This window comes from Pleionea litopenaei (genome assembly GCF_031198435.1).
Classification (GTDB): Bacteria; Pseudomonadota; Gammaproteobacteria; order Enterobacterales; family Kangiellaceae; genus Pleionea; species Pleionea litopenaei.
This window is the reverse complement of sequence record NZ_CP133548.1, coordinates 633,312-649,767: the sequence shown is the minus strand read 5'-3', so window position 1 is coordinate 649,767 and position 16,456 is coordinate 633,312. Positions and strand designations below refer to the sequence as shown.

Below are 16,456 nucleotides of genomic sequence, written 5' to 3'. Positions count from 1 at the left end.
GCGCTATCGACTATTTTACATCGACAATGTCTGGTTTTGATGTTGCAAAAACATCATCATCATACATTTCCTCAACTTTAGCTGATAGCGCAGTAAAGGATCCTTTGTGAGTTACTCTTACTAGATACTCAATTGTGTACGTCCCAGCTGGAAGAAAGTCAGCGTAAAACTTTACATTTCGAACAGAATATTGTTTCTCATTAAAGTAGTAATTATTAATCAGACTTTCATACAACTCTCTCGGCGCGGATAATGCAAGATTCTCATCCAGTGCAAAAAATGTACCTGGCAAGGAGTCAGTTAGTGCAATATTTCGCCGTAGAACGGGGTTATTTAGATTTAGAGTTACCTTTACAATCTCTCCTTGTCGTAATTTTTCATTGTCGGTATTTATCCACTTCCCATCCTTAAATATTGAGTACTCTCGATGCAGTGCAAACCCATTGGAGATCTGCTTTGCAGTAGAACCATCAAATGAATACTCTAACATCGTTGTTAGGTAGGCTGTCCCCATTTCTTTCATGTTCACGGTTATGTCCAGTGGCTCATCGAGATTGATTTGAGAGTGAGCCTTTTGTGCTAAAGCATTAAGCTGAATTTCATTGTTTTGGAAGCGAATCGAGTATTCACCAAGTTTTCCCTTTTGTTCGTACTTTGATACGTAAGAATCAATGGCTTTGCTACAATAAGCATTACTTAATGTATTACCAAAGTCTCCCTTTTTCTCTCGTTTCATTTCTAAAACCGAGTTAACGAGTTGATTAACCGTCTTTTTATTTGCGTTTGCTTTTGAAAGCGCAGAAATTGCTGCACAATAAGTTTTATTGGTAAAAGAATAATAGCTCCAAGGCAGTCTCTTATTCGTTGTAAAGGTGCGTTTCTTATCAGTAACTAATGTTTCAGCCAGAAATTGCTTCATAATCTTTTCAAGCTGACCGCTTAATTCTTGGTATTCAGAGATAGTCTCAATCAATAGACTTTGACTATAGATATCTAATTCAGAAAAACTAGCCATTAGAGGTTCGATGTAAGGCTTAATAAACGCTTTATTGTTTGATGCTGAGCTAAGCGCATTAACAATGATTATAGCGTGCTCTATCGACAAATCTTTTTGATGCTTTAGCTTATTAAACAAGTATCGTTCTAGTGCTGCAATTTTCGATTCGGGAAAATCATAACCTAAGCCCTGTAAGTAGTTAACTTGTTTGAATGTAAAAGCAGTTAAATAGGTATTGACAGTAGATGATGAGTTGCCAAAAAACGACATCCCACCATCTTCGCTTTGAAAATCAGCGACTGAATCGATAGCATTAGATAAGATGGCGTTAAGTTCTTTTTCATACGCATCACTGTATTGTTTTTCTATAGCTGCAACGATAGCTCGGCTCAACTTTTGCTCCCAACATTGATGCGGATATTCTCTCATATATTCAAAGGTACTATTCAAACTTGACATACGACTACCGGATAAATTGAAGAGGACTCTAGCCTCTTTGCTTGAGAAGTCGTTAGGAACTTCGAGGCTAAACTGGTTATCGTCAGGCAATAATGAATATTTTGATACTTTACGCTTTAGCTCTTTCGAGTAAACATTTGTTGTTAGCAGCAACGCATCTCTCACTTCATTGCTCCGTGCAACGGATAATACTCCTAATTCACCAATAGCCTTTGTAGATAGATCAAGACTTATTTTATGTCGACTGAAAGGTTTAACCTGTTTGAATGTCAACTCATTTTTATTAAGAGTCAGTTTTTCAGACATCATTTTGGCAAAAGCATTAAAGTTCACAACGACTTGCTTTTTAAGCTTAGACAAGAATTCTGCTTGAAAAACAAGCTCATCGCCTTCTATTAACTGCCCTGGCATTTCGGCATGTACTTCGATATTACTGGCTGTACGAAACGAGTGTGTATCGCTATAAATATCTCCGCTTTCATCAGTTGAAATAGCAATGACTTTCCAACGGGTTAAATTATCGGGCAATGTAACTTGAACTTCAGTATCGGCATTCCCCATTATTTGAATATTTGAATCCCAGAAAGCTGAGTCGCTAAAGAGGCGTCTAATACTCTTAAGGTCGATTTTGGATAATTTAGCTAAATCAATGTATCCATCTTTTATTTGGTGACGACTTAATGACTTTTTATCATTTAGAATGACAGACTCATCTGGAGGAAACGGTATAATAGCTGTTCGCTTAATTCTTGAACCTGTGATTGTAATCATCTCTGAGGCGTCATATGCTTTTATATTACTAATAAAGCTTTCTTCTAGACGATTAGATGAATATAGTGAGCTGGCAAGCTCATAAAAACTTGGGTTAGACCAACCCAGTTCGACTGAACCATAATAAGACTTATCATAGCGATAATATTGATTGTCATTCTTCTGTTCTAATATGCTTTCATCGACAACAGCTAATGCAACCGTTGCTTTCTTATCAGAATGATTGATGAGTTTTATCTTAATGGTCTCGCCGGGTTTATACTCATCCACACTATTCTCTATCTTGACTATTGGCGCTTTCTTTTTTGGCTGCACCTTAAATCGCTGACTAACCACTGGAGCAAAGTTAGCGTTCTTAGTTGATTTTACCACTGATAGATCGCCATAGTTAACAAACACTGTCATATTAAACCCAGGCGCTAGCTCCTCAGAAATATCGTTTTCTAATTTACTTATTCCTGATTTTAATGGCTGCCACCAATAGTCAATTATTTTTGATCGATGGATCACAACTAATGCAGAAGCATCCTTAAAACCATGCCTTAACTCCAGCTTTGCGCGCTCACCAATACTTAGTTCAATTTTTTCTGCATTAACCACAACATCATCATTTAGAGAACTATCTTCAAAGAAATAATGCTCTGAAAATGAAGATTGCGTAGTGCCATCTGGGTAGGTTATCTCTGCAATTAATTTTAACAGGCCTTTTCGCTGAGCTTTGAAAACACATGTATTCGCACTGATGACATTCAGGTCTGTTGCTGAGTTTTGTTTTGACCCATTGGTTTTTACGAGACAATCTATCTCAACTTTTTTCGACGCAGCATCCGAATTATCGCGCCTATTAAAAAAACCACTCGATTCTTGAGTAAAATACTTAACGGCAACGCCACTTACCTCTTCTCCATCGAGGTTAACCACTCGTGAATTGAGTTCAATTTCTTCATTGATGGGTAACCACCACTTCAGCTTTTTAATGCCTACATAATAGCTCTTTTTGGAATAATCAAATGTTTTTGGTCTACTTAAAACACTTTCACCCTCATCAGTGAATACCGTACTCATTAAGCTCACGGCACCGTAATTTATTTCGCTATTCGGTATTTCTAATGTAGCAACTGACTGCCCATTTGAGTTGAGCTTGCCTCCACTGTAATAATGAGACGCAGGCTCAAATCTTGCACGATAGGATGAATTGGGTGAAAAAATATACTCTTGAAAGCGTTTATCACTTGGTTTAAATTTACGAGCCTCAAGAACAACAGCAACTTCACTTTCAGCGTCTTTATAGGGACCTCCTGAATAGTACTCAGCTTTTGTAAGAACTTTAAATTGCTTGCTAGTGAGAGTGCCTTTTACCAGTGGGCTAACCGTTACATTCAGTTTTTTAGGTTTAAAGTTAGAAATCTCAAAATTCAGCTGACTATCGATATATGCATTGAATTCACCATCACTTAAGTAAATTGTATAGGTACCGTTAAGTACTGACTTTGGAATGGTAAACTCACCGCTAACACGGCCAAACTCATCAATTTCAAGTTTTTTATTTATATAAAATGAATTGCAGCGATATTCATCGCAGTCGTTATTATCTCCATATACGTATAGCAAGGGTGAATCAGGGTATTCTGTGATCTGCAGTTTTGAACCATTAATTTTTCGTAGAAAGCCAACAAACTTTACCTTTTCTCCTGAACGATATAAAGGCTTGTCGGGAACACCCCAAAACACCCTTTCACTATCTAATTCATCGTAGTCATCTTCATCCTTAAATAAAGTTTTACTTAAACTATTACGGAGTAAAACTGCAAATTTCTCTCCGTTATCGAGAGTAAAATAAAGTCGAGAACTATCTTTATACTTCTCTTCTGAAAGTAAACTTGGTAATTTAGCAATACCAAACATATCAGTTTTACTTGTAAGATTAACAGAGTCTCTCTTGCGTAAATTCAAATCAGGGCTGACGCTGAACTTCATATTGCTGATTGGTTTATTTGTCTTAATGTCTGATAAGAAAACAAGTGTGTCTTCTGACCCTTGAACAACAATGGCATTGTAATTACTTTTCTGGACAAAAACATGACTTTCGTCCCAAGATTTTTTACTTGTACGAACGACTCCTCCGATGCTGTTCGCGTGCTTTAATGGCTCAGATATTAGATTTACCTTTTGCATTTTATTATCGTTACTTGATAAACCAATTTTTTGATTTTTTATTACAGACGAACCCTCTACCTTCTTAAAGTCTAATTCATCAACTTCAAAGGTAAGAAAAGGATTATTTAGAGAATAATGATAAAGTTTGAGTTCTTCGCTCTTGGTGACGGTTTCATAATAAAAGGGATTGAAATCCGTTGATGCGAAATCACCGGTGGTAATTAAGATAGGTCTCTTTGGGTTTAGCTTTCTTCCGAAAATATCTCTAATCGATTCAAGACAAGTTAATCGTTTTGTCAAACGTGAGAAAGTTGTGGTAACAACAATATTTTCAGGCTGCTTAACATACCAAGCTCCTTGCTCTAAATTCACCCCTTGTGACTTTAATTCGACCTTGCATTTTTCCACGTCCTTGCTATTTATTGGTGCTGAAAAATTTAAAGCTATAGAGCGATTTGGCGGGCAATCACGTTTCTCTCGACAAGTAAAGTCAAGAAATTCAAAGTCGCCATAGGTTTTAAAACGGTGCCTTTCATTCTCGTCATTTGTTTTATAAGATACTAAATCACCAAGAGGCGTACGAATGCCGCCAGTTTGTTTTAAAGCGTAAAGTGTGTCCGGTAACAAAGTACGCGTTGTTGTAAGTTTCCAGCGACTATCTTTATTCCAAACTTCATTTTCATGATCGCCATCTAGAATGTCTATTTTCGATACTGTGAGAGCTACTTTTTTACCTGACTCATCTTCTAAGTAAAGTGCATCCACTAAACTGCTCTCTTCAACACTGAGATTAAAATTTGCGGTAATTATTGGGAGTGTTGGGCTAGACCATTCGATATTTATATAACTTATTTCAGGACGAGGAGTTTCAAATTCATAACTATATGGCTTTAACCGCACTCCTTCACTATTATACAAGCCATCGATTAAGGTTAATGTATATTTCGTAGCTGGCTTTACGACAAGACCACTTTCCAAAACACATTCTAACCGCCTTTGATCATTCCATTGCCATTCGCAAGGTACACTTGGGGAGATCTCATAACGAATACTTTCTGGCGACACCCGTTGCATATTCTGAGAGAAGATAAATTCTATCGATGTACCATATAAATTGATATCATCCTTTACCGAGGAAACCTCAGGAATATCTGTAGAGTCGTTTTTAACGATCGCGCTTTTCCAGTTATTCATTTCAACTGATTTAGAGTTTAAATCATTAGCCGGCTTTAAATGGCTACAGCCTGAAAGCATTAAAAAAAAGAGACAAAGATACACTCTAGAATAAAGTTTCATGGATTACCTTTTATATTTATTCTTACACTTTATATTTATTCTTACACTGACTTCGACTAGTCAGCTAACCCTTTTAGTTAGACTTTTCTTACCCTCGAGGAATCTAGGCATAAACAGAGATATGCTTGATCAATCCTTTAAAACAGAACAAGTTTCGATAGTTTAAACCATTCGCGACCTGTCTATTCATACAAACCCATCAATTTCCGTTATTATTATCTCAATCTATAGAAAATTGTTGTAAATGGCAAACCTTTGCTTTCGACTCCTACTGGTTACTAAAAGCTGGCTGAAAAAATGATCATCCAACCTGTATCATCGGTTATCTTTAACAGGTCATCGGGGTTGGTAAAATTTGTAATATCACCGTCAGAGACGCCATTACGTAATCGGGCAACTTGGCTGTCTCGATACCAGCCGACTCCTAGGTTAAATGAACCTTCTTCTCCGGAGATTCTGGTTCCTGCCATCCAACCCAAGGCGAATGTATCCAAGGGCTCTTTGCCTTCCGTTCCCGTTAGCCCTATTGAGACAAAAGGTCCGTGGCCCCATGTTCTTGAGTACTCATCGTCGATGGAAATTTCATGTCTAAAGATAAACTTGTGGAACTCCAACATAAGCTCGACATCGTACTGACTCGATCGATTAACGCGTACTCGACTTACATCGTTCCCATTTTCAACCAAAGTTTCAATAGACACCTCATCTATAATATCTCCGCCGTTGAGCGACGTTAACGCAATGGCAAGTCCCCAATCGAGTCCTAGAAACTTGCTTTCTTGTTTTTGTTCTTCCCTGGCTTTCGCAACCACTTCTATCACATCAGTTGTTGATGGTGCCGAGTTCACGCGCTCTGTCGATGCTGCGGCTCTTTTGTACGCTTGAACGACGATTTCTCGACGACTGTCAGATACTGAGATTTCACCACCATCCACAAAGCATTCGTAGTAGTCGCTATAATCTTTCTCATAATATTTAGCATCTTCGCGCCAAGATGAACCAGGCCCATGACACAGCCCTCCAGTCGATAGAATAACCGGTTTCGTACTTTCAGTAATTGCGGTTTTCGCTAAGATGAATTGCGGAATAACGAGTAATACATAAACAAAGACTTTCATGAGCAGCTCCCTTGTTAGTTTGAACACTGACATCCATATACAGTGATTGATTAACACCTGATTAAATAATAGCCAAAATAGAACCAATATGTGGCCTTTCCGGCACAGTTTACAGACCGCAGTAAACGAAAATCACCGTTGTTTTAGCGATATAGAACCAATAATTTCTTTAGAAAACTCATATTAAGCTACTGAATTTATTGGTTTAAAGTAGGAAGAAATTGAAATAAAAGCTAGCGTAATGGATACGAAGACCTATACTGAAAAGACCCTAGCGAAAACACACTATAGTTCAATATGAGATACGGATTTAGCGGTCTTTTGCCAATATGTGCGGCATTATCTATGGTAGGAATGACTAACCTCTTAGCAGATGTTAGTACTGAAAAGCTAACGGATCTCTCACTCGATGAGCTCCTCAATATTCCCGTTACTTCGTATAGCCGCTATGCGCAAGAATCAAAACGCGTACCCGCCAGTGTTGACGTGATCACCGCAGCTGAAATTGCAACAATGGGATACCAATCAATCGATGAAGTTCTCTCATCGGTCATTGGAATCTACAAGACCGATAGCCATGCCTGGTTTGGATCGCTAAATTATGGTGTGCGAGGTAATTATTCCGTTGGGTATTTTAGTGAAATGGTTTTATTAATCGACGGGATGGATCAAAAGAGTCTAGGAGCCTCGGGTATTCCGCTTGAGCGCATCGGTGTACCAATTGAAAGTATAAAACGCATTGAAGTGATTCGAGGTCCTATGTCGGTGACCTATGGAAATATGGCTTTCTTAGGCGCTATTAATATCATTACCTTTGACGAGATAGAACCAAAAAACGAGAAAGTGTCGGTCACAGCCAGCCAACACAGTCATCGCGTCACCTGGACAATTAACGATCATTCCGATGCATTTAGCTACAAAGCAACGGTTTCTCTAAAAAACAAAAATGGACCTTCAGTACCTTTTTCGGACCTGATGAGCGACACATCCATACTTTCTGCGATAGGTTTAAGTCCGCAAGATGAACTAGCCACGCATCATCGCTCTAACTTTTTTCAATTGGTATTTACAACACCCACCACCAAGTTTTTGCTAAAGCATCTTAACGCGAAAAATAGCGTGGTGGATGCTATTCCTGGTGTGGGCAATGGATCTATTGCAGAAAACACGTCAAATGCAGGTCGAATTGAGCGACGTTTCGATATTAACAAATCGTGGCATAGTACGCTGCAACTCGACTTTTTAGATTACGCCTACCATTTGGATGAAGAGTTCTTATTTGCGGATTACTACTCCAATAATCACAGTAAAAACCGAACTCAAAGACTCAACTTAGACTTTGTATACTCTCCTTCTAGCGATCTTAAAGTCATTAATGGAATAAGTTGGGCCAGAGGCGACTATTTCGCTATTGATGATTACCCACAAGACGGTTTAATTAATTGGGAGTACGATTTAGATGAAGACTATAGCCTCTCTTACTTTGGTATTTATTCAAACGTGTTTTATAACATCAATAATGACTGGGAATTTACTGGAGGAATACGATTAGAAAGGAACGGCTACTACGATTTAGTACTAAACTACGATAGAACCGTAGACGATCCAAATAATCAAGAAATTATCCCTGTTGATAATACCGATTTAGTCGTATTGCCTAGATTCTCAATGACCCATTACATCGATCAAAAGAACTTAATTAAGTTCATCTATGGTAGCGGATCGAAAGAAGCCAGTGTAGGTGAAAATCTTAATACATCGAATTCCTTAGAATCAGAACGAATTCGTTCCGTCGAACTTATCTATGAGCACAGTTCAACGAACTTCTATTTTAGAAGCTCTATATTTAGGAATGAATTGTATGATTTAATTAGCGGTCGATTCGACTTTGTGAACAATACATGGTTAATCGACTTTGACAATATCGGAAAGATTACCACTAATGGCGTAGAGTTAGGCATTCGATACCAACCAAACCAAGATTTTTTAATTCAAGCCGATTTCGCTTATTATGACGCCCAGAACAAAACGCCGTTTTATAAAGATATTGCGTTAGGTTTTTCTCCAGACTATATGTTGAAAATTAAAAGCAGTTTCAAAACATCCGACTTCTCTTCTTTAGGGCTCTATATTGAGTCAATGGACTCAACAGAAAGTCAATGGATTCCAGATACTACCCAAGCTACGCCGACCGAACAAGTAGCTCTCGGCTCTCGTTATGGACTCAAAGCCAAGAGTTATACCTTGGTCAACTTAAACTGGCGACTAACCTTTCAAGAAGAATCTGCATTATCAATGAATCTTGCAGTCAAAAACCTATTCAATGAAACGATCTATAATCCTACCTCTATCAACCGAATCTTTGATAAAGGTATCGTAAAGGAACAGCAGGAGCTATTTATTGGCGCTGAGTATAATTTTCAGTAATGTTTTAGCTTAAGCCTAGTTATTCTTTCTCTTGCAATTAAATAGCATCATTCAAACTCGAGATCTTTTGATACGCTTGATAATGACTTAAAAACAACTCTCCGGTTAACAAATCTAAAAATCCAGATTTTCTCAGTAGCTTTTTAATAGGAATCTTTACATCACTTAAGTGCAGTAGGATACCTTTATTTTTTAGCTGCGTGTTAATGTCTTCTAGCATCTCCATACCGGTAAGGTCAACTGAGTTAACCGCGCCCAAATGCAGAATCAAATGCTTAGTTTCAAGTGACTTATTGACGAGATCTAAGATGTGATTTTCTAAGTAAATCGCGTTAGAAAAAATTAGACTTTCATCAATACGTAGGGAAATTACATGGGGGTGAACCTCGACTTCAAAGTGCTTAATATTTCTGAAGTGCTCGGTTCCTCGAATTAATCCGATTTGGGCAATATGAGGTCGCGACGTTTTATATAAATACAGGGCAATCGATACAATAATCCCTGTAGCCACTCCAACTTCTACTCCAAATGCCAAAGTGATAAGAATCGTAGACATAACCGAGTAAAAATCACTCTTGGAAAATTTCCATGCATGCTTTAATACACTAAAATCAACCAAAGATAAGACGGCTATGATTATGGTCGATGCCAACATTGCAATGGGTAAGTAATATAGATAAGGTGTCAAAAATAAAGCCGCTAGAGCAATACCAACGGCAGTAAATAGACCAGCTACTTGAGTTTCAGCGCCGGCATCGAAATTAACTACGGACCGTGAAAAGCCACCCGTAATCGGAAATGCGCCAGCAAGCCCAGATGCTATATTTGCACTTCCCAACCCGATTAGTTCTTGGTTTGAATCAATCTTTTGATTTCTCTTCGCTGCCAAGGTTCTCCCTACCGAGATACTTTCAACATACCCAATTAAAGAAATAAAAATTGCTGGTAGAATTAGCGCTTGTATAGCATCGAGCGTCACATCAGGTAAGCCGAAATTTGCAATACCTTTAGGAATCTCACCAACAATAGCGACATCCTGACTGTTCAAAGAAAATCCCGCAACTATCAGTGTCGTAAGCATAACCCCGATTACCGGTGCCATCTTTGCAAGCACGGCTGCGAGCGATTGATTAACGCCAAGTTTAGCGAGAAAAGAGGCTGCATATTTACGCGCAACAAACAAATAGATAAGCGCACCGCCTCCTAATGCAAGAGTTATAAAATTAATCTGAGTAAACGAGTGATAGAGTTGATTTAAAATATCAAAGAAGGCGTGTCCAGATACTTTTACACCCAGCAAATGTTTAATCTGACTAACCGCAATAATAATACCTGACGCTGTAATGAATCCATTGATCACTGAATGAGAGAGAAAGTTAGCAACGAAACCAAAGCGCAATAGACCTAAAATAAACATAAACAATCCGGATAAAAGCGCCAATACGATGGCTCCGTCTATATAATTTATCAGTCCTTGTGATGTGACCGTCGCTAAGGTGGTAGCAGTCATTATTGAGCCAATGGCAACCGGCCCAACAGCAAGAGCAGTGCTCGAACCTAATAGAGAGTAAACGACAATGGGGACGACGCTTGCGTACAAACCAAGATGTGGTGGTAATCCCGCGAGTATGGCATACGCTAGCGATTGCGGAATCAACATCACAGAGACAACCACGGCTGCGTTAAGGTCAGCGATGGCCTTTGCTCTGCTATAAACGCGTAATTGCTTATATACTGGAAACCAATTTAACAAGTTTTTCATGGGTCTTTGAGACAACCTTGATTACATTTGATCCATTAGCTGAGTCGCTGCATTGAATAAATTGCTTGAGCGATTTCCAGTTCTACAGTATGCATGAATCGTCTTCTCCGTTTTGAGAAGATTAGCAAACTCATGAACTTGCTCTTTGGTTGGGCCTTGAGCGCCAAAAGGAATATTATAGAACTCAAGTGATCGCGAAAGCGCAGCATCAGCTAAAATCGCAGCGCTTATTTGATTGCTTTCTTCGTTATCTGGCCGATTACAAACAATCACCTCAACACCTTGCTTCACGAGTTCATCAAGCATAGATACATCGAGTTGACCTGAAACACTTACTTGGCTATTCAGCTTAGTAATATTCATAAAGTACCTTCTGAGTCTATTGCAAATGAATGCGTTTAATCTTTATTTTGAACGGATTTAACTAAGCCACGAATAGGAACCTTTAGGTATACTTCTCCGTTATCTTCTGACTCAGGAAAGTGACCCGCTCGCATATTGGTCTGAAGTGAAGGATAAATTAACCGTGGCATTCCTAAGGTGCTATCCCTTTGCTCGCGCATCACAACAAATTCTTGTTCTGATACGCCGCCTTTAAGATGAATATTTGAATGGAGCTGCTCTTTTACAGAGGTCTCAAAGGCTAACTCTCTATTGTTTGGTTGGTAGTCATGACATACAAAAATTCGAGTATCTAAAGGTAAACTCAAAATTTTCTGAATAGATTGGTAGAGCGTTTTTGCGTCACCACCAGGAAAATCTGCTCGAGCAGTACCACCGTCTGGCATAAATAGAGTATCTCCAACAAAGGCAGCGTCACCAATAACATGAGTCATACACGCGGGTGTATGACCTGGTGTATGAATAGCCTTCCCTTCTAACGAGCCGATGGTGTAGGAATCGCCGTCTGAAAATAGTCGATCAAATTGACTTCCATCCCGTTGAAACTTCGTGCCTTCGTTGAATAACTTTCCGAATACCTCTTGGACAACAGTGATTTGTGCACCGATACCAATTTTACCGCCCAGTTTTTCTTGAATATACGGCGCTGCTGAAAGATGATCGGCGTGAACATGAGATTCAATAATCCATTCTAACTCCAATTGGTTACTCACTATGTGTTCGATGATCTGATCAGCGCTGGTGTAAGTGATGTTTCCAGACGGATAATCCAAATCTAACACTGAATCTATGACGGCACAGTGTCGTGACTGAGGATCCTTTACCACATAAGAGAGTGTGTTCGTTGCTTTATCATAAAAGCTAGTGACTTCTGGCTGAACATTCACTGACATTCTCATTTCTCCTACCGATTCATCGATTAATACATTAACTATAGCTAATATAGCAGTAACTATGCCAGATATACACATTTACAAGTTGTTGATTTTTAATCTTTTATTTTAAGTCTCAGACAATTCGGTCACTCAATTGCCAAAACTGGCATTAACCTTGGCAAATCATGCCATTAATGTCAGACCTTTTAGGCCAGTTAACTAAACGAAAAGACAGTCCTTTGATCTAAGCTAAATCGTTTGAATTTGATATATTTCATCTGAAAATCGAGTAATCTACGGAAAACACGAATTAGAAAATAAAACATGAAAAAAACAAGCTTGAGACGTCTGATTGACGACCATCAACCAGACGCAATACAAAGACGACTCAACCGCCCTAATCAATCGAACGTAGTCGCTGATTCAGTACTTGGCGGAATAGATGGCTGTGTTACAACGTTTGCTGTCGTGTCGGGCGTTATCGGCGCCAATATCTATCCTCCTGTAGCGGTAGTCCTAGGTTTCGCGAACTTAGTCGCTGATGGTTTTAGCATGGCCGTCAGCAATTATGAGGCGATAAGAACTGAAGAAGAAAGAGTTCAATCGCTACGTCAGCTTGAAAACGAGCATATCGATAAAGTTCCTGATGGTGAAAAAGAAGAAGTAAGGCAAATATTTTCTAGCAAAGGTTTCACTGGATCTACGCTAGACAGCATTGTTTCTACCATTTGTTCTAACCGTCGCCTGTGGATTGATACTATGTTAAGTGAAGAGCATCAGGTACACCCGAACAGTCGCTCTCCCATAAAAGCTGCATTAGCAACGTTTCTAGCATTTGTATTTGTCGGGGCTATGCCGTTAATACCCTTTCTACTCACATCATTGACAAAGCAAAGCCAATTTACATTGAGTGCAGCGCTCGCAGCTATTATGTTTTTCGGGATTGGCGCGATTAAAAGCCATTTGTTCAGTAAGCCCATTATGATTGGAGGGTTAAAAACGCTTTTGATTGGAGGCACAGCCGCCACACTTGCCTTTGCTACTGGTTTTCTATTAAAAGGTGTATTTGGTATTGATTCTGTTTAGGTAATAATTGTCTATTTAGGAATTTGTCTATTTACAAATTAACTGTCTACTTTGATCATAACTAGCGTTTGGAGTATTAGCCGTTTGAGGCTTACCCAATTTAACGGATACAGATTTCTTAGTTACAATATCAGAAATGAGGTATCCAAATGTCAAATAAAAAGTATTCTAAACAATTCAAGCTTGATGCGGTTCAGTTAGCGATATCAAGTGATCGCAGCACGGCTTCCATAGCACAAGAACTAGGCGTTAATCCAAACTCACTCTATAGCTGGGTCACCAAGTATCGGAGTGAATTGTTAGCGTCAGAAGTCGAGCTTACGCCAGAGCAGGAATTAAAACAACTCAGAAAAGAGGTGGCAGAACTCAGGCAGGAAAAAGAAATATTAAAAAAGGCAGCTGCCTACTTTGCGAAGCACCAAGCGTAAAATATCAGTTTATTGAAGAACACCCAGAGTTTAATGTTTATTTACAGTGTCGAGCTCTGGGCGTCTCTTATTCGGGTTATTACGATTGGCGAAGTAGGCCTCCGAGTGCACGACAAATCGAAGATGAACGCCTGCTCGGCAAGCTTGTAGAGTGTTTTAACGATAACGAACAGACCTATGGTGTCCCAAGGCTTACGAAGGAGCTGAAGGAATCAGGAGAACCCGTTAATCATAAGCGAGTGGCTCGCCTGAAACGGGAGAATAATATCTACCCTAAGCAGTTTAAAGCGTTCGTTGTCACAACCGACTCGAGTCATGGTAAGCCAGTGGCTAATAATTTGCTTAACCGAGAGTTTAAAGTTGAAGAAGCCAACCAAGTTTGGGTGAGTGATATTACTTATATTCCGACGAGCACGGGTTGGATTTATCTGGCTGTTATCATCGACTTATATTCACGAGCGGTTATCGGTTGGCAGCTCGCAGAACACATGAAAGCGGAGCTTGTCTGTGATGCGGTTAAAATGGCTCAAGCGCGTCGAGGTTGCTTACCGAAGCTTTTTCATTCAGACCGAGGATGCCAGTATGTTTCTGAAGAACTCGAATCGTTATTGGTTGGCGTCACTATCAGTATGAGCCGAAAAGGAAACTGCTGGGACAATGCCGTTGCTGAAAGCTTCTTTGGCACATTAAAAACCGAACATGTGAACTTCGAAAATTACTTCAATCTACGAGAAGCAAGAATGAGCTTGTTTAGATATATCGAAGGATTTTATAATCGAAAGCGTCGTCACTCTCATCTGGACTATAAAGCCCCGATGATATTTGAAGAGTCGGCAGCTTAAAACCTGTGTCTGTTATTTGGGGTAAAGGTCAGTTTAAACCTTTAAAATATTCACAAGGTTTTTATAATGTATAACGTACCATAACCACAAACCATAACCACAAACCATAACAACAAATGAGTTAGCACGAATGGAACAGGTCTCGAATACGATCAACGAACCAATAGACGTTTTGATCATTGGTGCAGGTATGTCAGGTATTGGGGCCGCCTACCACCTTCAAACCAAATCACCTAGTCGCTCATTTATCATTGTAGAAGCACGAGCAGATATGGGCGGTACTTGGGACTTATTCAAGTACCCTGGTATTCGCTCAGATTCAGATTTGTACACTTTCGGATATGATTTTAAGCCGTGGAAAGCAGAGAAAGCGATTGCTGATGGCCCCTCTATAAAAGCCTATATTAAAGAAACCGCACAAGAAAATAACCTTGAAGAAAAAATATGGTTTAATCATAAGGTTATTGAGCTTAACTGGGACAGTCAAAAGAAAATTTGGCGCATAACCCTTCAGACCAATGAAGATAGCCAACCCAAACTAATATCCGCGCGTTGGATCTTTAATGCATCGGGTTACTATCGGTACGACCAAGGTTATTCTCCTTCATTTAAGAATCAAGACGCTTTTCTTGGGCCAATCATTCATCCTCAGCATTGGCCAGAGAATTTAAATTACGCAGACAAAAAGATCATTGTTATCGGTAGTGGTGCAACGGCCGTTACTCTGGTGCCTGCACTGGCCAAAAAGGCAGCGCATGTAACTATGTTACAGAGAACACCTTCCTATATTCTTCCGGTTCCCGAACAAGATCCCATAGCACGTTTATTGCGCCCTCTTTTGAGTGAAAAAGCCGCTTTTGCATTAACCAGAAAATTTAATATTGCTAAACAGAAATGGGTTTATTCTTTTTGTCAGCGTTTTCCTAAGCAGGCTAGGCGTTTAATAAGAAAGTTTAATTCAGATGTCTTACCGAAGAACTATCCAGTAGATAAACACTTCTGCCCTCCTTATGAACCTTGGGACCAAAGATTATGTGCTGCACCCAATGGTGACTTCTTTAAAGCCATTTCACAAGGAGCTGCATCAATCGTTACTGATCAAATAGATAGTTTCTCGAGTAAAGGTATCAATCTCTCTTCCGGAGAACAAATAGAAGCCGACATTATTATTACTGCCACAGGATTAAATCTTGCACCATTGGGTGGACTAATACCGAAAATCAATAACACGCCAGTACAATTAAATGAGTGCATCACCTATAAAGGGATGCTGCTGAGTCAACTGCCTAACTTTGCCATCGCAGTAGGCTACACATCCTCTTCTTGGACCCTAAAAATCGGTTTGTTATGTGAATATTTTTGCCGCTTACTTAACTTCATGGAACAGCATGACTATGTCGTTTGTGAAGCTATACCAGACAAGTCGCTCAACACAATGCCATTGATGAACTTTGGCGCTGGGTATATTTTACGTTCAGCGGAACAGCTACCTAAACAAGGTGATAAACACCCTTGGGCTATGTCTTGGAGTTACGCTTCCGATGTAAAGATTTTTAAGAAAGGTCGAATTGATGATCCTGCTTTAAAATTTGAATAGACGATTAACATTTTTTGATACTGTAAACGCCTACCATAATCTCCAATATAGATATCGGATGTCTTTTAATCATCTCGTAGCTATAATCGAAGTCGTAGCTATAAAGAACTTAGATCTTTATTCAGATTGTTAGCGATAAGGTTTCTAATGAATGACTAGGAAGTTGGTTGTTTTGATAGCAATATTTTTTGGATAATACTGCTGTTAGGAAAGCACTATTTTTTTAGAGAAGAATATTT

10 protein-coding genes are annotated in these 16,456 nt (G+C 39.2%); 5 read left to right on the top strand and 5 right to left on the bottom strand.

Annotated features, from left to right (window positions below; translation table 11 throughout):
* Positions 1–10: 10 nt before the first annotated feature.
* On the bottom strand, positions 11–5,680 hold the full coding sequence (locus Q9312_RS02805) for an alpha-2-macroglobulin family protein (RefSeq protein WP_309203021.1): 5,670 nt from the start codon (positions 5,678–5,680) through the stop codon (positions 11–13).
* Positions 5,681–5,958: 278 nt separating this feature from the next.
* Positions 5,959–6,798: a hypothetical protein gene (locus Q9312_RS02800; protein WP_309203020.1), complete on the bottom strand. Its 840-nt coding sequence runs from the start codon at positions 6,796–6,798 to the stop codon at positions 5,959–5,961.
* A 354-nt stretch (positions 6,799–7,152) separates the two neighbouring features.
* Between Q9312_RS02800 and Q9312_RS02795 the strand changes: the two genes are divergently transcribed.
* Positions 7,153–9,225, top strand: coding sequence for a TonB-dependent receptor plug domain-containing protein (locus tag Q9312_RS02795; protein ID WP_309203019.1), 2,073 nt, complete (start codon positions 7,153–7,155; stop codon positions 9,223–9,225).
* A 37-nt stretch (positions 9,226–9,262) separates the two neighbouring features.
* Here Q9312_RS02795 and Q9312_RS02790 read toward each other — a convergent pair whose 3' ends face one another.
* From Q9312_RS02790 to Q9312_RS02780, 3 genes are read right to left on the bottom strand one after another with little or no spacing between them, the layout of a single operon-like run.
* A complete protein-coding gene (locus Q9312_RS02790; RefSeq protein ID WP_309203018.1) occupies positions 9,263–10,987 on the bottom strand; it encodes a SulP family inorganic anion transporter in 1,725 nt (574 codons plus the stop codon).
* Positions 10,988–11,008: 21 nt separating this feature from the next.
* A complete protein-coding gene (locus Q9312_RS02785; protein WP_309203017.1) occupies positions 11,009–11,350 on the bottom strand; it encodes a protein tyrosine phosphatase family protein in 342 nt (113 codons plus the stop codon).
* A gap of 35 nt (positions 11,351–11,385) precedes the next feature.
* Complete coding sequence (locus Q9312_RS02780) at positions 11,386–12,288, bottom strand: MBL fold metallo-hydrolase (RefSeq protein ID WP_309203016.1); 903 nt, start codon at positions 12,286–12,288, stop codon at positions 11,386–11,388.
* Positions 12,289–12,588: 300 nt separating this feature from the next.
* Between Q9312_RS02780 and Q9312_RS02775 the strand changes: the two genes are divergently transcribed.
* The 4 genes from Q9312_RS02775 to Q9312_RS02760 all read left to right on the top strand — a co-directional run bounded on the left by Q9312_RS02775 (position 12,589) and on the right by Q9312_RS02760 (position 16,217).
* On the top strand, positions 12,589–13,350 hold the full coding sequence (locus Q9312_RS02775) for a VIT1/CCC1 transporter family protein (RefSeq protein WP_309203015.1): 762 nt from the start codon (positions 12,589–12,591) through the stop codon (positions 13,348–13,350).
* 149 nt (positions 13,351–13,499) lie between these two features.
* Entirely contained in the window at positions 13,500–13,778 is a 279-nt protein-coding gene (locus tag Q9312_RS02770; protein WP_309202661.1) for a transposase, read from the top strand.
* A complete protein-coding gene (locus Q9312_RS02765) occupies positions 13,685–14,620 on the top strand; it encodes an IS3 family transposase (protein ID WP_309204541.1) in 936 nt (311 codons plus the stop codon). Before Q9312_RS02770 ends, Q9312_RS02765 begins: the two co-directional genes overlap by 94 nt.
* Positions 14,621–14,750: 130 nt before the next feature.
* The gene (locus Q9312_RS02760) at positions 14,751–16,217 is read left to right on the top strand and encodes a flavin-containing monooxygenase (RefSeq protein ID WP_309203014.1); all 1,467 of its coding nucleotides are present in this window, start codon (positions 14,751–14,753) and stop codon (positions 16,215–16,217) included.
* The last annotated feature ends 239 nt before the right edge of the window (positions 16,218–16,456 follow it).